This is a genomic window from Lonepinella sp. BR2474 (assembly GCF_051851555.1).
Taxonomy (GTDB): Bacteria; Pseudomonadota; Gammaproteobacteria; order Enterobacterales; family Pasteurellaceae; genus Lonepinella.
The window spans coordinates 296,482-318,707 of sequence record NZ_JBPDVH010000001.1 but is presented as its reverse complement, the minus strand read 5'-3'; the positions used below and the strand labels follow the sequence as shown (position 1 = coordinate 318,707).

Annotated in this window: 24 protein-coding genes and 1 pseudogene; 10 read left to right on the top strand and 15 right to left on the bottom strand. The window is 39.2% G+C overall.

Features of this window, described 5'->3' with window-relative positions:
• Positions 1–2: 2 nt before the first annotated feature.
• Positions 3–3,653: an HsdR family type I site-specific deoxyribonuclease gene (locus tag ACTG7Q_RS01615; protein ID WP_439240165.1), complete on the bottom strand. Its 3,651-nt coding sequence runs from the start codon at positions 3,651–3,653 to the stop codon at positions 3–5.
• Positions 3,654–3,711: 58 nt separating this feature from the next.
• Between ACTG7Q_RS01615 and ACTG7Q_RS01610 the strand changes: the two genes are divergently transcribed.
• Complete coding sequence (locus tag ACTG7Q_RS01610; RefSeq protein ID WP_439240163.1) at positions 3,712–4,263, top strand: restriction endonuclease subunit S; 552 nt, start codon at positions 3,712–3,714, stop codon at positions 4,261–4,263.
• 53 nt (positions 4,264–4,316) lie between these two features.
• On the opposite strand, the gene ACTG7Q_RS01605 is transcribed toward ACTG7Q_RS01610, so the two are convergent.
• From ACTG7Q_RS01605 to ACTG7Q_RS01590, 4 genes are all read right to left on the bottom strand, one after another.
• Entirely contained in the window at positions 4,317–4,625 is a 309-nt protein-coding gene (locus tag ACTG7Q_RS01605; RefSeq protein ID WP_439240161.1) for an addiction module antidote protein, read from the bottom strand.
• 10 nt (positions 4,626–4,635) lie between these two features.
• Complete coding sequence (locus ACTG7Q_RS01600) at positions 4,636–4,941, bottom strand: type II toxin-antitoxin system RelE/ParE family toxin (protein WP_439240159.1); 306 nt, start codon at positions 4,939–4,941, stop codon at positions 4,636–4,638.
• A gap of 76 nt (positions 4,942–5,017) precedes the next feature.
• Positions 5,018–6,184, bottom strand: a complete 1,167-nt coding sequence (locus ACTG7Q_RS01595) for a restriction endonuclease subunit S (RefSeq protein ID WP_439240156.1) — start codon at positions 6,182–6,184, stop codon at positions 5,018–5,020.
• Between the two features lie 6 nt (positions 6,185–6,190).
• Complete coding sequence (locus ACTG7Q_RS01590; protein ID WP_439240154.1) at positions 6,191–8,713, bottom strand: type I restriction-modification system subunit M; 2,523 nt, start codon at positions 8,711–8,713, stop codon at positions 6,191–6,193.
• A gap of 133 nt (positions 8,714–8,846) precedes the next feature.
• Between ACTG7Q_RS01590 and ACTG7Q_RS01585 the strand changes: the two genes are divergently transcribed.
• The gene (locus ACTG7Q_RS01585; protein ID WP_439240152.1) at positions 8,847–9,401 is read left to right on the top strand and encodes a topoisomerase DNA-binding C4 zinc finger domain-containing protein; all 555 of its coding nucleotides are present in this window, start codon (positions 8,847–8,849) and stop codon (positions 9,399–9,401) included.
• Between the two features lies 1 nt (position 9,402).
• On the opposite strand, the gene tusB is transcribed toward ACTG7Q_RS01585, so the two are convergent.
• From tusB to fkpA, 5 genes are all read right to left on the bottom strand, one after another.
• Positions 9,403–9,696, bottom strand: coding sequence for a sulfurtransferase complex subunit TusB (gene tusB / locus ACTG7Q_RS01580; RefSeq protein WP_439240150.1), 294 nt, complete (start codon positions 9,694–9,696; stop codon positions 9,403–9,405).
• Between the two features lie 9 nt (positions 9,697–9,705).
• The gene (gene tusC, locus ACTG7Q_RS01575; protein WP_439240634.1) at positions 9,706–10,065 is read right to left on the bottom strand and encodes a sulfurtransferase complex subunit TusC; all 360 of its coding nucleotides are present in this window, start codon (positions 10,063–10,065) and stop codon (positions 9,706–9,708) included.
• Positions 10,065–10,418, bottom strand: a complete 354-nt coding sequence (gene tusD / locus ACTG7Q_RS01570) for a sulfurtransferase complex subunit TusD (RefSeq protein ID WP_439240148.1) — start codon at positions 10,416–10,418, stop codon at positions 10,065–10,067. Before tusD ends, tusC begins: the two co-directional genes overlap by 1 nt.
• 1 nt (position 10,419) lies before the next feature.
• Positions 10,420–11,085 (bottom strand): helix-turn-helix transcriptional regulator, encoded by a 666-nt coding sequence (locus tag ACTG7Q_RS01565; protein WP_439240146.1) that lies wholly within the window; start codon positions 11,083–11,085, stop codon positions 10,420–10,422.
• 67 nt (positions 11,086–11,152) lie between these two features.
• Positions 11,153–11,923, bottom strand: a complete 771-nt coding sequence (gene fkpA / locus ACTG7Q_RS01560) for an FKBP-type peptidyl-prolyl cis-trans isomerase (RefSeq protein ID WP_439240144.1) — start codon at positions 11,921–11,923, stop codon at positions 11,153–11,155.
• A gap of 86 nt (positions 11,924–12,009) precedes the next feature.
• On the opposite strand from fkpA, the gene ACTG7Q_RS01555 reads away from it, so the two are divergent.
• The 3 genes and pseudogenes from ACTG7Q_RS01555 to ACTG7Q_RS01545 form a co-directional block, all read left to right on the top strand.
• The gene (locus ACTG7Q_RS01555) at positions 12,010–12,234 is read left to right on the top strand and encodes a SlyX family protein (RefSeq protein WP_439240142.1); all 225 of its coding nucleotides are present in this window, start codon (positions 12,010–12,012) and stop codon (positions 12,232–12,234) included.
• An 81-nt stretch (positions 12,235–12,315) separates the two neighbouring features.
• On the top strand, positions 12,316–12,531 hold the full coding sequence (locus ACTG7Q_RS01550; RefSeq protein ID WP_439240140.1) for a YdcH family protein: 216 nt from the start codon (positions 12,316–12,318) through the stop codon (positions 12,529–12,531).
• Between the two features lie 211 nt (positions 12,532–12,742).
• Positions 12,743–13,348 (top strand): annotated as a pseudogene (locus ACTG7Q_RS01545) (IS256 family transposase); the annotation flags it as partial.
• Positions 13,349–13,662: 314 nt separating this feature from the next.
• Here the strand turns inward: ACTG7Q_RS01545 and ACTG7Q_RS01540 are convergent.
• Genes ACTG7Q_RS01540 through ACTG7Q_RS01530 form a run of 3 tightly spaced genes read right to left on the bottom strand, consistent with a single transcriptional unit; the run spans position 13,663 to position 16,413 of the window.
• Complete coding sequence (locus ACTG7Q_RS01540) at positions 13,663–13,863, bottom strand: hypothetical protein (protein WP_439240138.1); 201 nt, start codon at positions 13,861–13,863, stop codon at positions 13,663–13,665.
• 51 nt (positions 13,864–13,914) lie between these two features.
• Complete coding sequence (gene lpxH / locus ACTG7Q_RS01535) at positions 13,915–14,619, bottom strand: UDP-2,3-diacylglucosamine diphosphatase (protein ID WP_439240136.1); 705 nt, start codon at positions 14,617–14,619, stop codon at positions 13,915–13,917.
• Positions 14,620–16,413, bottom strand: a complete 1,794-nt coding sequence (locus tag ACTG7Q_RS01530) for an ABC transporter ATP-binding protein/permease (RefSeq protein WP_439240134.1) — start codon at positions 16,411–16,413, stop codon at positions 14,620–14,622.
• 165 nt (positions 16,414–16,578) lie between these two features.
• Between ACTG7Q_RS01530 and ACTG7Q_RS01525 the strand changes: the two genes are divergently transcribed.
• A complete protein-coding gene (locus ACTG7Q_RS01525) occupies positions 16,579–18,234 on the top strand; it encodes a putative transporter (protein ID WP_439240132.1) in 1,656 nt (551 codons plus the stop codon).
• A 185-nt stretch (positions 18,235–18,419) separates the two neighbouring features.
• Positions 18,420–19,442 carry a virulence RhuM family protein gene (locus tag ACTG7Q_RS01520; protein WP_439240130.1) on the top strand — a complete coding sequence of 341 codons (1,023 nt, stop codon included), beginning with the start codon at positions 18,420–18,422 and terminating at the stop codon, positions 19,440–19,442.
• Between the two features lie 226 nt (positions 19,443–19,668).
• Here the strand turns inward: ACTG7Q_RS01520 and ACTG7Q_RS01515 are convergent, their stop codons facing one another.
• Both ACTG7Q_RS01515 and greB read right to left on the bottom strand, forming a co-directional pair.
• Entirely contained in the window at positions 19,669–19,941 is a 273-nt protein-coding gene (locus ACTG7Q_RS01515; RefSeq protein ID WP_439240128.1) for a type II toxin-antitoxin system RelB/DinJ family antitoxin, read from the bottom strand.
• Positions 19,942–20,013: 72 nt separating this feature from the next.
• Positions 20,014–20,493 (bottom strand): transcription elongation factor GreB, encoded by a 480-nt coding sequence (gene greB / locus ACTG7Q_RS01510; protein ID WP_439240126.1) that lies wholly within the window; start codon positions 20,491–20,493, stop codon positions 20,014–20,016.
• Positions 20,494–20,638: 145 nt separating this feature from the next.
• Here greB and tatA point away from each other — a divergent pair, with 145 nt between their 5' ends.
• The 3 genes from tatA to tatC are packed head-to-tail and all read left to right on the top strand — an operon-like array spanning position 20,639 to position 22,158.
• A complete protein-coding gene (gene tatA, locus ACTG7Q_RS01505; RefSeq protein ID WP_439240124.1) occupies positions 20,639–20,860 on the top strand; it encodes a Sec-independent protein translocase subunit TatA in 222 nt (73 codons plus the stop codon).
• A 3-nt stretch (positions 20,861–20,863) separates the two neighbouring features.
• Positions 20,864–21,415 carry a Sec-independent protein translocase protein TatB gene (gene tatB / locus ACTG7Q_RS01500; RefSeq protein ID WP_439240121.1) on the top strand — a complete coding sequence of 184 codons (552 nt, stop codon included), beginning with the start codon at positions 20,864–20,866 and terminating at the stop codon, positions 21,413–21,415.
• Positions 21,412–22,158 (top strand): twin-arginine translocase subunit TatC, encoded by a 747-nt coding sequence (gene tatC / locus ACTG7Q_RS01495; RefSeq protein ID WP_439240119.1) that lies wholly within the window; start codon positions 21,412–21,414, stop codon positions 22,156–22,158. The genes tatB and tatC overlap by 4 nt, the downstream gene beginning before the upstream one ends.
• Positions 22,159–22,226: the final 68 nt, after the last annotated feature.

Below are 22,226 nucleotides of genomic sequence, written 5' to 3'. Positions count from 1 at the left end.
GATTATCTTGCCAATAATAACCGCTCAATTTCAGCTTTAATTTTATCACGCAAATAGCCTTTTAATTTTAGCGCCGTTGGATTTTCATTAACACGTTCTGACAAGAATGCATCACGTACCAGATCATTATCTGCACTTTTAGTTAATTTCTCCAACAAACCATAATCCTGCCAGTCGTCTTTACCTAATACATGCTGATTTAACAATTTAATGAAAATGTCTCGATCGATGCCTAAGGTATCGACAAATGCCGAAATACCCTGATTTTCTTTGCTATTGCGATATTGATCCAATACCGTGGAGAAATCATCAATATGCCCCAAATCACCTCGTTGGATATCCAACAAAATCATCTCTGCAATGCGGCGATCATTTTCTCGTAAACTATTAAATAATTGGTGAATATCTTGTTTGAGTTCATCCAGTTTGACCTGATCGATTGCTGTTTCGGATTGTTGTACCATATCCGATAATTTATTTAACAGACTGGCAAGATAAGTCACATCAATACGGAATTTTTCCCCTGAAGATAACAACGGCTCAATATCCAACGGCCCTCTTTGTGTACGTTCCACAGGATCTTTATTGCCTTGGGCTAAATCAGAATAACGTGCTTGTAATTGAGTATATTGTTGCTCCGTAAATTCAATTTTCGGTAGATCAACAGCATATTGTTGTGTTTCCCAACTAAAGCCTTGTTGACGCACTTTAATCATGTTTTTTTCGAATTCGTTCATTAAACGCACAAATTGATTTTTGTTATTATCCTCAGGCAATGCCCCAAAATCAGGCTGATTGTCCGCTGTTTTAGGAAAGAGTTTCACCATCTGTGTAAAATAATCATTCAGTTGCACAATATTTTCCGCTTGATTATTCACATACATCAACCCTTTGGCATTTTTATTGCTATACAAACTAAACGCCTGATCAATATTTTGTTTCATTAATTCAGGGCGACGATAATACTCAATAATCCCAAACGGCTTACGTGAATCGGTAATGCGATTGGTACGTGAAAAAGCCTGAATTAAATTCGCTCCCTCTAACATTTTATCCAAATAGAGCGTATTTAAATAAGGGGCATCATAGCCAGTTAATAATTGCCATACTACGATCACCAAATCAAGCTGTTGGTCGGGGTGATTTTCCACATCTTGATATTCATCACGGCGTGATAAACGATTCATTAAATCGTCTTTATAAGCCGTCACAGAATTTAATCCAAAATCAGTATTATATTGTTGATTATAATGAAAAATGGCTTTTTCAAGGGCTAATTTATTATCTAGGCTGTCATCTTCATGACGATCGCTATCATCATAAATCATGGCAATTTTTAAGCCTAACGGATTGTCTTTTAACAACTCAAAATAAGCCACCGCCGATTGAATATCACGCACGGCTAACATACCAGAAAATAAACGCTCAAACGAATTGGCATCCCATTTGCGTAACAGGCTTTTGACCACATTTTGACGATGTTCATCACTGGTGTAATTGCTTTCGGGAACGGCTTTCACCACATCCACATCCGATTTATCGTGTATCCATTTAAAATATAATTTCCCTTTGCTAGGATCTTTTTGTAACGCCACCTGTTGACGAATGGAATCACGATCAAAAGTAAATGTCGGACGCACATCAAACGCCAACACATTATTATCCGCAATCCCATCTGCTACGGAATAAATATGTAACGGATTGCCAAATAACTGGGCGGTTTCGCCCATCGCATCAGCGTCTGCACTGTCATCACTCAATAACGGCGTGCCAGTAAAGCCAAACCAAATGGCGGTTTTAAATTGTTGGCGAATTTGAATTAACATTTCGCCATTGGTCGAACGATGAGCCTCATCAATAATAAACACAATGCGAGTATTGTCGAGTTTATCTTGTTTGCCCATTTTAGACACATTACTCATCTTCTGAATACTGGTCACAATTAATTTATCTTGTCGGCTTGCCAAGGCTTTGAGTAACGCATAGGAATTTTGTGTATCGGTAATTTCATCTTCATGATCGGCAAAAGAATCATATTCCTTATGCGTTTGATTGACTAACTCATTGCGATCCGCCAAGAAGATCACCTTATCAACTTGTGGCAACTGACTGACTAATTGTGCGGCTTTAAACGATGTCATGGTTTTGCCAGAACCCGTGGTGTGCCAAATATAGCCACCATTATCAATATCAGCCGTTTCAAAATTGGCTTTGCGGAGTTTATCTAAAATCGCCTCAACAGCAAAGATTTGATAGGATCGTAACACTTTTAACGCATTTTTCTTATCATCTAAAATCGTATAAAGTGATACCAATTTATGCCCCATCGGCACAGACAGCACATCTTCCACAAAACGTCCTGCGTCATTAATATGCTGATTCTGGAAATTTGCCCAAGGAAAACAAAATAACGGATTGAAATGGGTATAATGACCAGGATTGGCAAAATAACGGCTTTCATCTGGATTTAAAATGGCAAAAATTTGCACCAACGAATAAAACCCAGTAAAGTCTCCCGCCTCGGCATATTCTCGAAGTTGGTTATAAGCGGCTTTTAAACTGACCCCTGTTCTTTTTAACTCAATATGAATAACAGGCACCCCTGAAATCAGCAATGTCACATCAAAACGGTGATCTTCACGTCCCATTTTGCTGGCAGAACGATAGGTCTGATTAACAATTTCATAGGAATTTTTACCTGTTCCCACATCATGTCGCCAAAAAAATTCCAGAAATTGCTTGGTGTTTTCATACCCTTTAACATCCCGAACCAATTCCAACAGCCCTGTATTTAACAGTTTTCCTGCCTCAATCGGTGTCTTGACCTTGAAAATTTGCTGTTTAAGTTGTTCAAATTCTGTATCGGACAAAGGAATATGATTTAGACGATCCACATTGCGTTCAAATAAAATGTCACGCCAATGAGCTAATAATTCATCTTCTGTTTTATAACTTAAATCCGCCCGATATGTCCATCCATGTTTGCTTAAACGGGTAATAATTTCTTGTTCAAATTTTGATTCAGGTTGTTGATAAGACATAGATAATTCCTTTTTTAAGAGAGATGAAACAGGATTTTGGTATTCTAACACAGAATAGACAGAGAGATAATAAACACCCTGATGATTAGCGATGGTGTCATCAAGCTGTTTGAAGAAGTTGCCGATTTGGGTTTGTTCTTCAATTTTAGGAATCAAAATATTAATTTTTTTCAAAGATTCTTGATTGATATTTGTATTAGCACTACTTGTGGCATTAGAAAAAATTTGTTTTTTTACTGATAAAACAGAAAACATTACTTTTTTATAGTTGTAATCAATCGGGACTAAAGATCTGAAACGAATAAGAAATCCAGAATATGTGCTATTCTCAAGGTTTCTGGGGATTAATGAGGTCATCCCGACCCCCTCAAATTTAACTGATGATCGTACAAACAACACATCACCTTTGAGCAAATTATATTCTTGTCTCTGCAATTCTGTGGCATTTACGTATCCTAAATCTACATAGTTTACTTCTATTCTATCAAAAACATCTTGGAGATTAACAAATGGATAACCAAATCCCATAGCACTTTTATCCATATTCCTTCCGTTCTTAAATAAACCTAATTCCCCTAGCTCCCACTGTTCCCAAGCGTTTGTATAATTCAATTATTTGATACTACAATAAAAAGCTAACGCTTGGGAACAGGGAAAGTTGGGGAATATTATGGATGTAACATCCGTTAAAAGGATACATCTATCCGATTGGACTTCTTCTGGTGTTAGATTTCTAAGAGCTAGAGATCTGGTCGCATTTTCCAAAAATGAGCCTATTGATGATCCATTATACATATCAAAACGCAAATATGATGAATATACTAAAATTTCAGGAAAAGTCAGAATTGGTGATTTACTTGTTACTGGGGTTGGAACAATAGGCATCCCTTGGCTAGTCAATACCGAAAAGCCAATCTATTTCAAAGATGGGAATATAATTTGGTTTAAAAATGAAAATAAAATAAATGGGCATTTTTTATATTATGCGTTTAATAATAAAAATATTCAGAATTTTATCAATAATGTAGCTGGAATTGGTACTGTTGGAACTTACACCATTTTTAATGGAAAAAACACACCGATTTATTTGCCATCACTCGCCGAACAAACCCAAATCGGCAACTTCTTCAAACAGCTCGATGACACCATCGCTAATCATCAACGAGAATTGGAAAAATATCAAAAAATAAAATTAGCGTATTTGGAGAAGATGTTTGTTTAGGTAGAATTGAGATATTTTAGGGTGAGACATCACACCCTAAATATCTCTTAGGTTTACACTGTTGCCTGTTTATATTGTGTCGTCAACTGAATATTTAACGCATTTAAAATACGTAAAATGGTTTCAAAACGTGGTTTAGTCGTACCATTTAACGCTTTATATAGGCTTTCTCGTGCGATACCAGTTTCATTGGCTAATTGGGTCATACCTCTGGCTCGAGCCACGTCAGATAACGCCTCTAAGAATTCAGCCTGATCACCACTGGCAAGACTTTCGGCTAAATATGCGTTGATGGTTTCTTCATTATCTAAAAATTCAGCTACATCAAATTCACGGGTTTCAATATTCTCTTTTAATGCCATAATTTACTCCTTATCTCGTACCATCTTTAATCATTGCTCGTGCATGAGCTATATCTTCATTCTGCGTTGTTTTATCTCCACCACATAGCAAGAAATAAAGCGTTTCTCCGTCTTGGGTATAGTAAATGCGATAACCCTTACCAGTATCTACACGCATTTCATACAAATTCCCTTTTAAATTCTTGAAATCACCAAAATTACCATTTTTTGCACGTTTAATACGCATTGTAATTTTTGCCTTGGCGGTGGGATCTTTGAGTTTCGCTAGCCATTGGGCAAATGTTTCTGTCATTTCTATATGATTGATTATCGTCATTGGGCTTACTCTCAAATGTGAATTTGATTTTATTGTAATCTACGGATTACAGAAAATCAAATAAAACCAATTATTCCTAAACAAACATCTTCTCCAAATACGCTAATTTTATTTTTTGATACTTTTCCAGTTCTCGTTGATGATTAGCGATGGTGTCATCGAGCTGTTTGAAGAAGTTGCCGATTTGGGTTTGCTCAGGGAGAGTTGGAAAATAAAAAAACATATCTTTAAATGCACCTGTTGTAATTTGATTGATTGTGGCACCTAAATTTTTTTCTATTTCATAATTAAAATGCTCAGTATTTAGTAAAGCATTAAGAAAATCAAAATTTGAATATTTAATACCAGTCATAAATGCACCAATAACAGTATTACTCATTGATTTATCAACGATCGCATGCTTACCGATTAAATTTTTTGAGCCATTTCGAACAACGACTACAATATCACCAATTTCTACATTTTGACTATTCACACAATTAGAATTGACATAAACATTATCGTCTAATATCAATGTACTATTTTGTATGTTTGATGAACGCAAAACCAAAGTACCTAAATTATTGTCAATGACATTACTCGGGGAATATGTCAAACCTGAATAAAATTCCACAATCTCTCCCAACTTTCCCTGTTCCCAAGCGTCCGTGAAATTTGGGAATCTTAGCTCTGGAAATGCCTCATTTTCCTTTGGAAACATTTTTTCTAAATAAGAAATCTTTAAATTTTTGTATTTTTCAAGCTCTCGTTGATGATTAGCGATGGTGTCATCGAGCTGTTTAAAGAAGTTGCCGATTTGGGTTTGTTCGGCTTTTGAGCTTGGAATATTTACTTCAATATTATGAATAGTAGAACTTGTTAAACTAGGAACACCAGTAGAAGTATCATAACTTCTCCAGTTGATTTTTTGAAACAAATTATAAATAAATAATCCCGAGATTTTTTCACTTAGTTCTGAATAAAATAGAGTATCAACCGTCCAAAATGGCGTATTCATATAGTATGGTTTATCTATTGTCCCCTTTCGTCCAATTAAGACACTTTCTTTATTATAAAGGGCTGTATTTGTTCTACCTATTTCTCCACCTGTTGCCAAAATAGGATATATGCCTGTTGGTAATTCAATAGCCTTTTGATTCATTCCACTTTTTATTTTTAATATTTCCCCCAACTTGCGCCGTTCCCAAGCGTCCGTGAATCCCGCAAAGCGAATCGCTGGCACATTGTTATTTTTCTCGCTCATCGCTCATTACTCCCCAATTAATTGCTGTGCCAACGCCCAAAAAGCGGCTTCTGACTGTTGACGCTGTTGCTGAATATCTTGTAGTGTTTCGGCATAACGTAAATGCAAGGTTTTTAAACGTTGTGCTAACTGGCGTGAATGGCTATGCGTAATATTTTCTAAGTCTGCGACTAATCTGGTCAGCCATTTTTGGGCTAACAGGGTTTTGATTTCAGTGACGGTTAGAGTTTGGTAACGTTGTTCCACCTTGATATCAAGGGCGGGTTCTTTCTCCTTTAAGGTCGATTTTAAGCTCTTAATCTGTTGACTGGCTTGTTCAATGGATTTTAATAGGGCGAATTTGTCGCTGGCATCTTCTTCGCCCAGTAAATCCAATAATGCCGTTTTTGCTTTGTTGGCGTTGCTCTTAGCGGTTTTGATAATATCAGAAAGTGCGGCTAAATCTTCTTCATTTTCCACCGCACTTTGCAGTTCATCTTGAGCAGTTTGTAGCTGTTCTTCTTGTTGTGTGATTTGATTTTTTAGTTCGGCACAGAGCGTCACATCATCATTAAAAAAGGCTTCTGCAATCAGGGATTTAGGCAAAAGCACGCCATCATTGCCGTCTTGCACTTCCTTGCCAGATTTAATAATCATATTGGGTTGTAACGCTTTTGCGTAACTAAAATCTAAATCATGTTCGGCAATCAGCTCAAGATCGGGCTGAATTTGATGACGCCAGCTATCCACAAATAACTGATAGGCCTCATAAGGATCGGTAAAATGGGATTGTTCAAAATAGCCAAATAGTTGTTGTTCTAATTGCTGAAAACTTAACAAGATTTGTTCAGAATCTAATGCGGTTTCTGCCAATAACAGATTTTTGACGTTCTGTTGCCATTGTTCAATGTTGGCGTGCATTTGGGTAATAAATGTCTGATAATCGCAGTCTTGTGAGATGCAATTAAAAATATCGTCTGGCTCCACATTTAAACTGACGAATTTCGGGCGTAATGGGCGAAATAATTTTTCTTTTAACGCTGGAAAGGCTTGCCAGAACCGATCAAAATGAGCAATGTCTTGTTCTGGAATGCCCCCTTTTAAATGGGCGTCAATATTTTGGCTTTCTGTTTGATTGATCGGAGTGATATAGCGTGGAATATTCAGGTTAAATTGATTTTGCTCAATTTCGGTTAAGCTGGCAATATGGCTAAAACCATCAAGTTCAGCACGGTTCAAATAAATATCCAGAATTTTCTTAATATCACGCTCACGCAAGATGTTGGAATTTTTTTCTTTGCGGAAACCTTGCGACGCATCAATAAATAATACATTGTTATACTGCGTGGTTTTTCGCAACACTAAAATAATCGTGGGAATGCCTGTGTTGGTGAAAATACCTGCTGGCAAGCCAATCACGGCATCAATTTGACCCCGTTTAAGCAGGGCAGTACGAATTTTTTCTTCTTCATTACCACGAAATAACACGCCATGGGGTAACACAATCGCCATGATCCCATCTTGTTTTAAATGATATAAACTGTGTAATAAGAACGCATAATCCGCTTTAGTTGCGGGGGCTAATCCATAATCCCGAAAGCGTGGATCTTTTAATTGTCCGTCAGCATTATCCCATTTTGCAGAATACGGTGGGTTTGCCACTACACAATCCACAAACAGCGGATCATTTTTACCACTAATAATACCATTCGGCCAATCTTCTTTAAGCGTATCGGCATTGCGTAATACCATATTGGCTGGTGTTACACCTCGCATTAATAAGTTCATTCTGGCAATATTGTAGGTGGTGGAATTATTTTCTTGTCCGTAATATTTAATATTGTGATGATGTTTAGCATGGTTGGTTTCATCCCCCACAGCAAACAGTAATGACCCCGATCCTGCGGTTGGGTCATAGACCGTACAATGTTCTTTGTGCCGTAATTCATTTGCCACAATCATCGCCATAATACGAGAAACTTCATGGGGCGTATAGAATTCCCCCGCTTTCTTGCCTGATGCCATGGCGAATTGTGCGATTAAATATTCATAAATAAAGCCGAACGTGTCATATTCTCGATTGCTATCACTAATATTAATTTCATTTAATAACATGATTAAGCGACGAATGGCGGTTTCTTTTTCTGCGGGGTTGCTACCAAGTTTTTCTGATGTGAGATTGACATCTTCAAAAATGCCTTCAAAGTCATCACGTTGGCTGTCGTTAATATTTTCTCTAAAATGGCTTAATGCATCAGTGACGGCGGAAATTTTCCAGTTTTTGTTTTTAATATTCTCCACCCAAGTGGCATAAAGATCCGTCTCAAAAATAAAATAGCCTAAATCTTCTTGAATGGTGGCAATATCGCTTGCCTCAACTTCTTTGGTGGTGGTGTCATATTCTTTGCGTAAATGTTTTTCTTGATGTTCAGACAGAAATTTATAAAAAAGGAAACCCAAAATATAATTTTTATATTCACTGGCGTCCATTTTCCCACGTAAATCATTCGCAGATGCCCACAGTTTATTGGCAAGTTGTTGTTTATTCATGAAAATTATCCTTTTTGAGCGGTGATAGATTCGCTGACACTGAGCGTCAGTATTTTACGCTGATTTTTAGTCGTTGTGCAATGTTGTATTTTGCTATAAGATTTTTATTATCTTAACCATATTACTTATCATCATGACCGAATCGCTTTTTCAACACCGCAAACAACCAGAAACCTGCCCACAATGCGGTTCGCCATTACATATTCGGCAAGGTAAAAAAGGGCTGTTTTTAGGCTGTTCGGCTTATCCAAACTGTGATTATTTAAAACCTTTGCAGGCTCAATCTGAACATAAAATCTTAAAACAATTAACGGAAATTTGCCCCGAGTGTGGTTGCCCTTTGCAAGTGAAACAAGGGAGTTTCGGTATTTTTATTGGCTGTAGTGGTTATCCTGATTGTCATTTTATTGTGCAAGAAAAACAAAATGAGCCTGAACAATCTTTTGTTTGTCCTGAATGTGGAAAAGGGGAATTAGTGGTTCGGCGTGGGCGGCAGGGTAAGACGTTTTATGCTTGTAATCAATTTCCCCATTGTAAATTTACCTTAGCTAGCCAACCTTATCAGGTCAGTTGTCCAAACTGCGGTGGAAATGTGGCGAGTTTAAAAAGAGCCACCGAAACGCACCGCACTTTTGTATGTGCGAATCGATTGTGTAAGCATGTTTTTGAGGTGGAGATTGTCGATTAACCTACAACGCCAGTTGTGGCGAATATTGTTCTGTTAAGCTGACAAATTGTGCCATGTCGATAGGTTGGAGGTTATTTTTTAATAACGCTAAATTCGGGTGCTGTTGTAAATGCCGTGCGGTTAGATCATCTTGCATGATGTAGCCATTTTGGATCTGTTGCAATACTTCAGCTTGTTTCACCATTAATAACACGCCGTTTCCCCACAATACTACGGCGTCTTGCTCGGTGAGTTGAGCAACATAGCGTTGTAATTCGGTGGTGCTATATTGTGCGTTGGAAATCGTGTAAAGCATGGTTATCCCTTAAAAGGTGAGAATTTTCTCCGCACTTTTTAGTTTGTTGATCAGCAAAGTGCGGTCTATTTTTTGGCAATTTATCACCAATTCAGCCTGATCTAAGCCATATTGTTGCAAGGATTGTTGGCAGACAAAACGTTGTTCAATGTCGTATAAATCCAGCAATTTAAAGGCGCTAATAAAATCTTTTTGCAGAATTAACTCAGGCTGTTGATCCGCTAACAGGTTGAATACTCCGTCATCAAGGAAAAATACCCCGATTTGATCCTCGTCACAAAAAGCCGAGGCCGCCAATACGGCATCTAAGCCCTCTCGGCTAATGGCATTGCCATGGGGGGCGGTTTTAAACACAAAGGCCAATTTCATCATAGGGTAATCACTCGGTCGGCTTGTAACATGGCTGCGCTAAACTCGCCTAAGCCAGCTAAGATAAAATGTGGCGCCAAGTTTTGTTCAATAATGCCTCGCCGTTGACTGGCGCTGATACATAAATGCAACGGGATTTGATGCTGTTGGCTCAGTTGTTGCCAGGCTTTTTGTAAATGAAATTCGTCATTGGCGGGCGATACGCAAGCGTTGCCATGGCTCACACCTTGTTGGAAAAAGAAAATCTGGCTAATTTGATGGCCTTTTTCGACTAATGCGTTGGCGAATTGATAAGCAAAAAATGCCCCTTGTGAACCATAAACAGGGCTTTTTATGGCAAGCACATAACGCATGTTAGTCCTCGCTATCCTGCTTAATTTGACGAATATAAAGATACACCGTGTGGCGTGAAATATCTAAGCGTTCAGCCACTAAATTAATCGCATCTTTAATATCAAAAATGCCTTTTTCATACAGCGAAACCACAATTTGACGGTTTTTATTATTATTGGCGACAAGGCGATCGGCGGTGATTTCTTCAATGGTTTTTTCCACCGTTTGGGTCACCAAATCTTCCACCGAACTGGCAAAGTTGACCGCAGAGGCTTCATCATCTTCTGGCAGTGGCATAAGGGTTTGTAAAAATTGCGAAACGGGCACATCTAAATTGATATTAATGCACAATAGACCAATAATGCGCTGATTTTTATTGCGAATCGCAATGGTCACGGATTTCATCAAGCCACTGCTTTTGGCTTTGGTGAAATAGGGTTTTGACACGCTTTCGGTTTTCATGCTGTGCAACGACTGCAAAGCCCGATCCGTCATGGGCGAACCCACTTGGCGGTTGGTATTATGACCATTGGCAATATAAATCGCAGAATGTTCAAAATCTTCCAAAGAATGCAATACAATTTCGCAATGGCTACCAATTAATGCACTCACACCTTCCACTACGGCTTTGTAGGAAGTCAAAATCGTCCGATCTTCATCGGTAAAAGGGTGTTTTTCATTTAGCATGGCTTTATCTCAAATAAATCACCGCACCTTGACGTGTTAACGACAAAAAGTGCGGTGGATTATTGGCTTATTTTGCGGCTTTTGCAGGTGTCACATCTAACACTTCCAATTCAAAATGAAGTGTCGAGTTGGCCGGAATTTGGCCCATATCTTGATCGCCATAGCCTAAAGCGGGTGGCACCACTAATTCAATTTTGCCGCCTTTTTTGATTAATTGTAAACCCTCAATCCAACCGGGGATTAATTGGTTTAAAACAAATTCAACCGGCTCACCACGCTCAACGGAACTATCAAACACGGTGCCATTCGGTAATTTACCGGTGTAATGCACTTTGATGGTATCTTCCGGTTTAATCGCCACGCCCTCACCGGCTTTTTCGATACGATAAACCAAACCCGATTCGGTGGTTTTCACGCCATCTTTTTTCTTGAATTCAGCCACAAATTTTTCACCCTCTTGTTGGGCTTTTTGTGCTTGTTCCGCCGCTTTCTTTTGTGAGGCATTTTTTAAGGTTTCATCAAGGGATTTTAACGTGTTGCCCAATTCTGGGTTGTTTAAATCAATTTTACCATTTAACGCATCGTTTAAACCGGCCAATAATTTGGCTTGATCGTAGGTAATCAAGTCTTTTTGCGCATCAATTACGCCTTTCAAATCGGTCCCAAATAAGACGCCAACAGCATAAGAACTGTCTTTGACATCCCCTGTGGTCGCTTGTGCCGCTTGGGTCTGAGTGGTTTTACTGGTATCGGCTTGTGCTTTCTCGTTACAAGCGACGGTGGCAACAGCGGCACTGATCAATAATGCCAGTGTTGAAATTTTTTTGATGTTTAGCATTCTGCTATCCTTATAATAGGTTAAAATAACTACGCTAGATTATAGTGCTTAGGGCGTTTTGTCAATTACTGACAGGCCTAAGCGAAATGAAAATAAGGAGGGAATACATGGAAGATCGTCTTGCGGAACTCGAAACCAAGCTGATGTTTCAAGAGAATTTAGTCGAACAGTTAAATCAAGCGGTGATTGATCAACAATTTGTGATCGATAAAATGCAAACCCAGTTGCGTTATTTGGCGAATAAATTAAAAGATATGCAGCCATCCAACATTGCCAGTCGCACGGAAGAAACGCCACCGCCTCATTATTAAAAAATGTGAACTCGCTCACATTTTTTTTATTTATTTTAGGGTACAATGCCGTTAGTTGTTACAGATCATAAGGAGAAAACTATGTTTCCAGAATTTCGTGATTTAATTACTCAATTAAAAACTGAAGATGCCCATTTCGCTCGTTTGTTTGATGAACATAATGCGTTGGATCAGCGAATTAAAAATATTGAAAGCAATATTGAACTCGCCACACCGACGGAAGTGGAAGATTTGAAAAAAGCGAAATTGCATTTAAAAGATGAAATGTATGCGATTTTGAAAAAAGCCAGTGAATAATGTGATGAAAAAAGTGCAGTGATTTTTGATCTGACTCCAAAAAGTTAGACACTTACATCAGGGACTGAAGACGATATTGTATCGGACTCAGTCCTTTTAAGAGCCTATAATAAAATTTGTGTAAATACCTATTTCTGAGATAATAACCAAAAACAGGTATTTTCATTATGAATGAAAAAATCATTGCCTTATATGCCAAAGGGTTAAATAATTGCTGAAAATGAAGGGGAAAAAATTTTGGTTGAACGTTCTCACCGAGCTTAAAAATCGTGGCGTATAGGATATTTTGATAGCTTGCATTGGCGGTTTAAAAGACTTTCCTGATGCGATTAATACTGTTTTTCCTGAAATGAAAATTCAGCTTTGTATCGTGCATATGGTTCGTAATAGTTTGAAGTATGTTACTTGGAAAGATTACAAAGCCATAACCGCAGATTTAAAGCTGATTTATCAATTACCTACGGAACAGATAGCCCTACAAACGCTAGCTAATTTGGAGGCAAAATGGCAAGCAAAATACCCCTTAATTGTCAAGATCTGGCAAAATCATTAGGCGAATTTAGCCACGATTTTTAGCTATCCTAACGATATTCATAAGTCAATTTACACGACAAATGCGATTGAATCATTGAACAGCGTGATTCGGAGAGTGATTAAAAAACGAAACGTGCTCCCAACGGACGAATCCGTGATTAAAATCATCTGGCTTGCGATTAAAGATGCGTCTAAAAAATGGTTAATACCAATCCAAAATTGGCAAGCAGCACTGAACCATTTTGTGCTAGAATTTGGTGATTGCTTAAATAATCACCTTTAAGTGAAATCGGTGTTTACACAAAATATGGGATAAGCTCCTTTGCTGTTAGAAAGTGCTATTTAGTCATCTCCCTCAATTACTTCTAATGCACCAGAGCCTAAAAATAGCCATTTTAAGGAACCTGCTGCAAAAGGATCATCAAGTATTTTAGTTGAAAAAACAAAATTATTTTCATCTAATATAGTAGCTCCCCACCAAAACTATACTCTTTCTTTTGGCTCCAAGCAATCCAATTCCCCACCATTTATTCGGCTTACCTGTTTCTTTAAGTTTTTTTCTATAAGGCAAACCAAACCACCATTTTTTATATTTTTCTACTTCTTGTGCTGTTTTTTCTGGTTCACTATTAACAAAGTTTGCCTTGCCAAATTTATCACAATTTCGGAATTTTCCTCACATTGAACAATAAAATTAGTTCCTATTCCATTGTTATCTTGATAATCAGGGAAAGAATTAGATTCCAATATAAAACGCTCCTCTAAAATAGCATCATATATTTCTTTACTAATTTCCATTTTTCCCTCCAATTATTATAATAGACGCAAGGATCGGTTTTATTGAATTTACTAAATAAACCTCACCCCAAGCTCATTCACTTCTAACACGGAGGCCGTTTTGTCCCAATCCCCTAACACAATTCGCTCATACTGCGGTGTGATTTGATGAATATGTTGCTTATGGGTATGTCCATGAATTAATCTTGTCACCGCAAATTGTTGCATGATTTGCAAGGTAAATTCCGGGTTTACGTCCATAATCTCAACAGGCTTTTGTTGCTTATCCGCTTTGCTTTTAGCACGAATATTCTCAGCAATTTTTAACCGCAGTTTTAAGGGTAAGCATAAAAACAAACGTTGTCGCCATTTTTGATGGACTTTACGGCGGAACTGTTGGTATTTTTCATCATCAATACACAGGGTATCACCGTGACAAATTAGGGTTTGCGTGCCATATAAATCAATTACTTGATAATCAGGCAAACGCTGTAATCCGCAAGTTTTGGCAAATTGTTGCCCGAGCAAAAAGTCTCGATTACCGCAGATAAAATAGCAGGGAATACCTTGTTGTGTCATCGCTCGAATGTGGTTTTGCACTAAGCGAATTAAATCTGAACGTTCATCATCGCCAATCCAAAAATCGAACAGGTCGCCCAGAATATATAACGCCTCGGCTTTTGGGGCTTGCTGTTGCATAAAATCCACAAAAAGTGCGGTTAAATCGGGGCGATTTTCGCTTAAATGTAAATCGGCAATAAACAAGGTTTTTTTCATTTAATGTCCTACCATTAACTGCCAAGCATGATTAACCGGATCAATTTCCAATTGTTGTTGATGATGTACATTCAAGGTTGAGCGGTGTCCCACACTGATAATCGTGGTGTGAGGCAAACGTTCATGTAATAAACGATACATGGCATCTTCTAATCCCTCATCCATACTGGCGGAGGCTTCATCTAAGAACGCAATTTGCGGTTGGGTAATCAATAACCGAGCGAATGCTAATCGCTGCTGTTCACCCAGTGAAAGCACCCTTGTCCAGTCATTTTCTTGTTCCAATTTATCACTTAAATGGCCAAGTTGCACCGCTCGCATGGTATCTGCCGCTTGGGCGAAATCCACATTATCAGGGGCAAGATTGGGATAAAATAACGCATCAATTAAACGCCCTTGTGGTAAATACGGTTTTTGCGGTAAGAACAGAGCGTTCTGTTGGGGTAAATAAATATCGCCGTTGGCATGCGACCATAAGCCAGCAATAGTACGTAATAAGGTGGTTTTACCCGCTCCCGATGGACCTTTTATTAACAGTGATGAACCTTGTGGCAGATCGAAGGTTAAATCCGCAATGAGGGTTTCGCCCGTTGGTTTTTTCACTGAAACTTGCTCAAAACGCACCGCACTTTCGGTGTGATGTAAGCGTACTTCATTCGGTTGATTGGCCTGATCAATGGCGGAATGGAAACCGGTTAAACGATCTAACACGGCTCGATAGCTAGCAAATTCATCATAAGCGTTACGGAAATAAGATAACGCCGATTGGACACGGCCAAAGGATTGCGAGGTTTGAATTAAATCGCCTAATTGAATTTGTTTACTAAAGAATCGGCTGGCTTGAATAATAAACGGAAACACCACGGATACTTGCGATACCATTAAGTTAAAGCCGGATAGTTTTAAGGTCATGTGAACCATTTTCCACACGTTGCCAATCACTTTATCAAACTGTTTAAATAGGATATTGCGTTCCATTTTTTCGCCACGGAAAAAGGCAATGCTTTCGGCATATTCTTTAATCCGAATCAGTGAGTAACGGTAGTTCGCATTTAAGCGTTCGTTAGCAAAATTTAACTGAATTAACGGTCGTCCAATACGGAACGCAAACACACTGGTGACGAGCACATAAATAAATACCAGAAACACCATGGCGTGCGGTATGGTAAAGGATCCCACGTCCATTGGGCCGGACAGATTCCATAAAATTTGGGTAAAGGCCACAATAGATACCACGGAAGAAATCACGCCGGTGGCAAAACTTAAGGAGCTAGACACATAGGATTGAATATCTTGTTGGATCCGTTGATCGGGGTTATCTAGTTGATTATAAATATATTGTGTTTTGTAATAGGCCTGTTCACCGAGCCATTTATCCACCATTTCTTGGTTGAGTTCGGTTCGCCATTGAATGGTGAAACGTTGCCCGAGATAATAAAGCAATAACACATTGCTGATGTTAATGGTGGCCAACACGGAGAACACCACCATTTGAATCCAGAAAATGTTTTCATTACTATTTTGCAAGGCGTCATACATGGCCTTGTACCATTCGGAAAACAGAATATCTAAGCGGACGGAAAACAGGTTAAAAAACACAATCACAATAAAGTAAATCAGCGGTTTAACACTGCGTTTGGGCGACAGATAATCTTTCGCCAATGACCAAAATTGTTGTCCCCAATGGGTGGTTTTGACTAAAAACCAGAGTACAGCAGTGAAAACAATCGCCGTGATCCCAATGGCTTTTAAGATCCAAAATAGCGAGGTGATTAATTCTTGGGTATAATCCATATAATAATTCAGCAATAAATGTTAAAATAATGCGTTATTTTTCAGCAAATAATGCAATTTAGCAAGGAAAAATGTGATAAACGTCAAATTTTTTCATTTTGCTTATTTTATCTTGTGTGGCTTACATTATAATTGTGGCCAGTTAATTTTAATTTAGGGGGCGTTATGTCTGATATTGCGATCACGATAAGCCTGCTTTCGCTTGTGGCGGTAGTGGGGTTATGGATTGGTCATTGGAAAATTAAAGGTGTGGGACTGGGTATCGGCGGTGTGTTATTCGGCGGTATTATTGTTTCCCATTTCACCCATCAAAACGGGTTAATGTTGGATCCGCATACCTTGCATTTTGTGCAAGAGTTTGGTTTGATTCTGTTTGTTTATACCATTGGTATTCAAGTAGGCCCCGGCTTTTTTGCCTCTTTGCGTGAATCGGGCATGAAACTTAATGGTTTGGCCGCATTAATTGTGTTGTTAGGTTCATTAACGGTGGTGGGGGTTTATCATCTCGCCGACGTGCCATTGGAAGTGTTGCTCGGGATCTATTCGGGGGCGGTGACGAATACGCCATCTCTCGGGGCAGGACAGCAAATTCTGGTGGAGTTAGGCATGACCAACATCACCGAAAAAATGGGGATGTCTTATGCCATGGCCTATCCGTTCGGGATCTGCGGTATTTTGTTAAGCATGTGGTTAATTCGTTTATTCTTCCGTATTAAAGTGGAGGAGGAGGCGGAGGCCTTTAATCGAGAAACCGGCAAAGACAAAGAGGCGTTAGAAAAAGCCAATCTGAAAGTGACCAACCCGAATTTACACGGTTTATTGCTTAAAGAAATCCCCGGTTTTGAGGGGCAAGCGGTGCTTTGTACTCGCTTAAAACGTGGCGAAGAAATCGTGGTGCCAAAAGGCGAAACGGAAATTCACTTAGATGATGTGTTGCATTTAGTGGGTGAGGGCCGAGCCTTAAACAAAGTGCGGTTAATTATGGGCGAGTTAGTGGATATTGAGGCCTCAACCATTAAAGGCAACTTACGCTCTGAACGTGTGGTGATTACCAATGAAAAAGTGTTAGGGAAAAGTATTCGTACCCTTGCTTATCATCAAAAATACGGCGTGGTGATTTCTCGTTTAAACCGTTCAGGGATCGAACTTGTGCCAACCGCTAACACAACGTTGCAATTTGGTGACGTGGTGCATGTTGTCGGTGGTGATGACGTGATTGGTAAAGTGATGTCTGATCTCGGTAACATGCAATCTAAACTGCAACATGTGCAAATGTTACCGGTGTTTATCGGTATCGGTTTAGGGGTATTGGTGGGATCCATTCCATTCCATATTCCAGGTTTCCCTGTGGCGTTAAAACTCGGTTTAGCTGGTGGCCCATTAGTGGTGGCGTTAATTTTGGCTCGAATTGGTTCTATCGGCAAACTCTACTGGTTTATGCCACCGAGTGCCAATATGGCGTTACGTGAAATCGGGATCGTGTTGTTCTTGTCGGTGGTCGGCTTAAAATCGGGGGGCAATTTCGTTAGCACCTTAACCGAGGGGAATGGCCTAGAATGGATGGGATATGGTATCTTAATTACCTTTGTACCGTTGGTGCTAGTCGGCATTATTGCACGCTTGTATGCCAAACTGAATTATCTTTCTATCTGTGGTTTGCTTGCCGGTTCCATGACGGATCCTCCCGCTTTGGCCTTTGCCAATGCAATTAAAGAAGATCACGGTGCCGCACCGTTGGCCTATGCCACGGTTTATCCATTAACCATGTTTTTACGGATAATTTCACCGCAGTTATTGGCGATCTTGTTGTGGTCGATTTAACGGTATAATGTATTGAATATAAAGGGCGAACAGATGTTCGCCCTTTTTCGTTATCGCTAGGTCGTGTCTAATTGTCATTTAAACGGACCGATGTGTTCGCAAGGAATTCATTTTCAAAATATTGTTGATAATGACAATGGAGTGTGGTAATTTATACAGCATATTAAATAAAGAGAATGTGTGAAATGAACGATCAAACAGCCAAGGGTGAAGTGGTTTTATATCAAAACAGCCAAGATAAACCAGCATTAGAAGTGCATTTGGATAATGGCAATTTGTGGCTTAGTCAGGCAGATATGGCACAGCTTTACCAAACCACCAAGCAAAATATTAGCAAACATATTAAAGCGATTTTTGACAGTGGCGAGCTTGATGAAGAAGTGGTTGTCAACTTACAGTTTACTACCACTCAACACGGTGCCATGGCAGGGAAAACGCAAACCAAAGCGGTGAAATATTACAATCTAGAAATGATTATTGCCGTAGGCTACCGTGTACGTTCCACGCAAGGCACAAGATTTCGGCAATGGGCAACCGAGCGTCTAAATGAATACTTAGTGAAAGGTTTCACTATGGATGATGAACGTCTGAAAAACAACGGTGGTGGCAATTATTGGAAAGATTTACTCAACCGTATTCGGGATATTCGTTCCAGTGAAAAAATGCTGTACCGTCAGGTATTGGATTTATATGCCACGGCAATGGATTACGATCCGAGTAGCTCACAAACGCAAGTGTTTTTTCAAACCGTGCAGAATAAATTACATTATTCCACCAGTGGACAAACGTCGGCAGAGATTATTTTCTTTCGCACGGATCACCAAAAAGATTTTATGGGTTTAACAAATTTTGTCGGCAAACAACCCACTTTGCGTGAAGCCAAAACGGCGAAAAATTATTTAAGCGAAGATGAACTGTTTCGCCTAAATCGCCTTGTTTCCGCATTTTTTGATTTAGCTGAGATCAAGGCAATAGAACATACACCAATGTATATGCAAAATTGGGTGGAAGAATTAGACAGATTTCTTGCCATATATGGTAACGGTGTATTGCAAGATAAGGGTTCAATTAGCCGTGAACAAGCCGAGCAAAAAGCGGAATTGGAATTTAGGGCTTATGAAGTCAAAACTTTGTCGCCTGTGGAACAAGCCTATTTTGAAAGTCTAAAATCCATTGGGAAAATAGCGAAAAAAGCCAGTGAAAACTAAAACCTTTATCAAGGTCCCCTAAATAACAAACCCCACACTAAGTGGGGGCGCCCAAATAAAATATTTGAGTATCCAGAACGTCATTACCGGCTTTGCCTCGACCTTAAAAAGGTTACCTAGTGTCTGCATAAAGCAGTCTGTCACACTATTTTGTATAGTATCATATGCTATTTAGCCGAGTACATCAAGGATAAAAATAGCCTTTGTTTGAGATACATGGTGTTTCTTAGATGTGCTGTTTGCATTTTGTCGCCTCATTATCATCAACAAGATGATATTTCATATTGCCACTGTTCACTTCTTCCATCGCCCCTAAGGTTTCAGCATTGGGTTTCAAATAGCTTAAATTTAGGGGGATTGTTTTTGTATTCGCAATCTCGGTTAAAAATAGATTGAATACCTGAGATGGCGTAAATCCATAATTTTTAATAACCTTATAAGCATTCACTTTAAGGCTATCCGTTGTTCTGAAATTGATAGCAACATTTAAATTAGACATGGTATTTCCTCTCGTTTTCCTAAATGTTATTGATAAGTTTTTAAACAAGAATATAACGCTAGCCAGAAATTGTTAACTTTTTTCATACCAAATCCGATTGATAAAAAACAGCATATTACCCGATGGCGTATTTACACGCACTTCGTCATCTAACTGTTTGCCAATCAAAGCTCGCGCCACAGGGGAGTCAATGGAGATCCAATTTTTAACCGGATCAAATTCATCACAACCCACAATACGATATTGTTTTAATTCGCCGTTTTCTGTTTCCAATTCCACCCATGCACCGAAAAACACTTTGCCCTCTTGTTGGGGGTGATAATCCACAATTTGCAATACTTCTAACCGTTTCATTAAAAATCGTACACGCCGATCAATTTCACGTAAGCGTCGTTTACCGTAAATATATTCGGCGTTTTCACTGCGATCGCCCATGGCTGCTGCTTCCGAAACGGCTTGCGTAACTTTTGGGCGTTCTTCTTTCCACAGATACTTTAATTCTTTGTCTAAGGCATTCCAGCCTGAGCGAGTGATGTAGTTTGATTTTGCCATTTAGAGTAAATATGCGTAAAATAAGCAAAATTATAGCATATCCTGTGACCTAAACGCTACGGCTTAACCTGTTGTAGCTATTGCTTAAGCGGCGGAAAAAGGGTATATTCAGCAACATGAATGATTGAAAATTAAGAGGTATTTTATGGGTGGTATTAGCATTTGGCAACTTCTCATTATTGTGGCCATTGTGGTGTTATTATTCGGTACAAAAAAATTAAGAACCTTAGGTTCTGATTTAGGCGAATCCGTGAAAGGTTTTAAAAAAGCCATGGCAGATGAACCGAAAGAGGCGGAATTTAAATCTCTAGATAATGGCGAAAATGTGAAAACAGAAGAGACGGCAAAGCAAAAAGAACAGGCATAATCCGTGTTTGATATTGGTTTTTCTGAGTTACTGTTAATTTTTATTGTGGGCTTAGTGGTACTGGGGCCGCAACGTATGCCTGTGGCCATTCGTACCGTGATGAAATGGGTACGGATGATTCGAGGGTTGGCGGCCAATGTGCAAAATGAATTGGCTCAAGAATTAAAATTGCAAGAATTACAAGAGAGTATCAAAAAAGCCGAGCATTTAAATTTAAATGCTTTATCGCCTGAATTAGCGGAAACTGTGCAAGATTTGAAACAATCTGCGGAAAAAATGAAAGCAGAGTTGGATAAACAAGCCAGTGTAGCCAATCATTCGTTGCAAGAACAAATTGAGATTGTGCGTAACGAGAATTATCAAGCGAATCAACAAAATACATCGGAAACAGCGGAAAATTCCACCGCACTTGATAATGCGGAAACAGTTGATGACGAGCTGGCGGAAAATATTGAACATGAATTGTCTTTAGACGAACAGTTGGCACAATATATCGATCAATATCACCCTGCTGAAGATGCTCAACCTGTTAGCCAACAGGAGAAAAAATCATGAGTAATGTCGAAGAAACACAGCCTTTAATCTCACATTTAATCGAATTACGTAACCGTTTATTACGCTCATTCATTTTTGTTGCCGTGGTTTTTCTGGCGTTAGTCTATTTTTCTAATGATATTTATCATTTAATTGCGACCCCCTTATTGGATGCTATGCCTGCTGGCTCAACCATGATTGCCACCAATGTGGTCGCACCGTTTTTTACTCCGATAAAATTAACCGCACTTTCAGCCGTGTTTATTTCGGTGCCTTTTTTACTTTATCAGCTTTGGGCATTTGTGGCACCAGCGTTATACAGCCACGAAAAACGCTTAGTCTATCCGTTGTTATTTTCCAGTACGTTATTATTTTATGTGGGCGTCGCCTTTGCCTATTATGTGGTGTTCCCCTTGGTATTTAGCTTTCTCACCAAAACCACCCCTGACGGCGTTGCCATGGCAACGGATATTAGCAGCTATTTAGATTTTGTCCTGACCCTATTTTTAGCCTTTGGGGTCTGCTTTGAAGTGCCTGTGGCGATTATTTTACTTTGTTGGGCAGGCGTCACCACGCCAGAAGATCTCAAAGCGAAACGCCCTTATATTATCGTGACGGCTTTTGTGGTCGGCATGTTGCTCACACCGCCCGATATTTTTTCCCAAACCTTATTGGCCATTCCTATGTGTTTGCTGTTTGAAGTGGGTGTAATCTGTGCCAGATTCTACCGCCCAAAAGAAGATACTGCCGAAACTGAATCCTAACATTCCCTCTCCCTTTGGGAGAGGGCTAGGGTGAGGGTAAAGTGCGGTAAAAAAATCAAGAATTTTAC

What these genes read in the sequence shown, in the direction of transcription:
- ACTG7Q_RS01610 (WP_439240163.1), top strand. Translation starts at nt 3,712, where the DNA reads ATGGATGTAACATCCGTTAAAAGGATACATCTATCCGATTGGACTTCT.
- ACTG7Q_RS01605 (WP_439240161.1), bottom strand. Translation starts at nt 4,625, where the DNA reads ATGGCATTAAAAGAGAATATTGAAACCCGTGAATTTGATGTAGCTGAA.
- ACTG7Q_RS01600 (WP_439240159.1), bottom strand. Translation starts at nt 4,941, where the DNA reads ATGACGATAATCAATCATATAGAAATGACAGAAACATTTGCCCAATGG.
- ACTG7Q_RS01595 (WP_439240156.1), bottom strand. Translation starts at nt 6,184, where the DNA reads ATGAGCGAGAAAAATAACAATGTGCCAGCGATTCGCTTTGCGGGATTC.
- ACTG7Q_RS01590 (WP_439240154.1), bottom strand. Translation starts at nt 8,713, where the DNA reads ATGAATAAACAACAACTTGCCAATAAACTGTGGGCATCTGCGAATGAT.
- ACTG7Q_RS01585 (WP_439240152.1), top strand. Translation starts at nt 8,847, where the DNA reads ATGACCGAATCGCTTTTTCAACACCGCAAACAACCAGAAACCTGCCCA.
- tusB (WP_439240150.1), bottom strand. Translation starts at nt 9,696, where the DNA reads ATGCTTTACACGATTTCCAACGCACAATATAGCACCACCGAATTACAA.
- tusC (WP_439240634.1), bottom strand. Translation starts at nt 10,065, where the DNA reads ATGAAATTGGCCTTTGTGTTTAAAACCGCCCCCCATGGCAATGCCATT.
- tusD (WP_439240148.1), bottom strand. Translation starts at nt 10,418, where the DNA reads ATGCGTTATGTGCTTGCCATAAAAAGCCCTGTTTATGGTTCACAAGGG.
- ACTG7Q_RS01565 (WP_439240146.1), bottom strand. Translation starts at nt 11,085, where the DNA reads ATGCTAAATGAAAAACACCCTTTTACCGATGAAGATCGGACGATTTTG.
- fkpA (WP_439240144.1), bottom strand. Translation starts at nt 11,923, where the DNA reads ATGCTAAACATCAAAAAAATTTCAACACTGGCATTATTGATCAGTGCC.
- ACTG7Q_RS01555 (WP_439240142.1), top strand. Translation starts at nt 12,010, where the DNA reads ATGAAAATAAGGAGGGAATACATGGAAGATCGTCTTGCGGAACTCGAA.
- ACTG7Q_RS01550 (WP_439240140.1), top strand. Translation starts at nt 12,316, where the DNA reads ATGTTTCCAGAATTTCGTGATTTAATTACTCAATTAAAAACTGAAGAT.
- ACTG7Q_RS01540 (WP_439240138.1), bottom strand. Translation starts at nt 13,863, where the DNA reads ATGGAAATTAGTAAAGAAATATATGATGCTATTTTAGAGGAGCGTTTT.
- lpxH (WP_439240136.1), bottom strand. Translation starts at nt 14,619, where the DNA reads ATGAAAAAAACCTTGTTTATTGCCGATTTACATTTAAGCGAAAATCGC.
- ACTG7Q_RS01530 (WP_439240134.1), bottom strand. Translation starts at nt 16,413, where the DNA reads ATGGATTATACCCAAGAATTAATCACCTCGCTATTTTGGATCTTAAAA.
- ACTG7Q_RS01525 (WP_439240132.1), top strand. Translation starts at nt 16,579, where the DNA reads ATGTCTGATATTGCGATCACGATAAGCCTGCTTTCGCTTGTGGCGGTA.
- ACTG7Q_RS01520 (WP_439240130.1), top strand. Translation starts at nt 18,420, where the DNA reads ATGAACGATCAAACAGCCAAGGGTGAAGTGGTTTTATATCAAAACAGC.
- ACTG7Q_RS01515 (WP_439240128.1), bottom strand. Translation starts at nt 19,941, where the DNA reads ATGTCTAATTTAAATGTTGCTATCAATTTCAGAACAACGGATAGCCTT.
- greB (WP_439240126.1), bottom strand. Translation starts at nt 20,493, where the DNA reads ATGGCAAAATCAAACTACATCACTCGCTCAGGCTGGAATGCCTTAGAC.
- tatA (WP_439240124.1), top strand. Translation starts at nt 20,639, where the DNA reads ATGGGTGGTATTAGCATTTGGCAACTTCTCATTATTGTGGCCATTGTG.
- tatC (WP_439240119.1), top strand. Translation starts at nt 21,412, where the DNA reads ATGAGTAATGTCGAAGAAACACAGCCTTTAATCTCACATTTAATCGAA.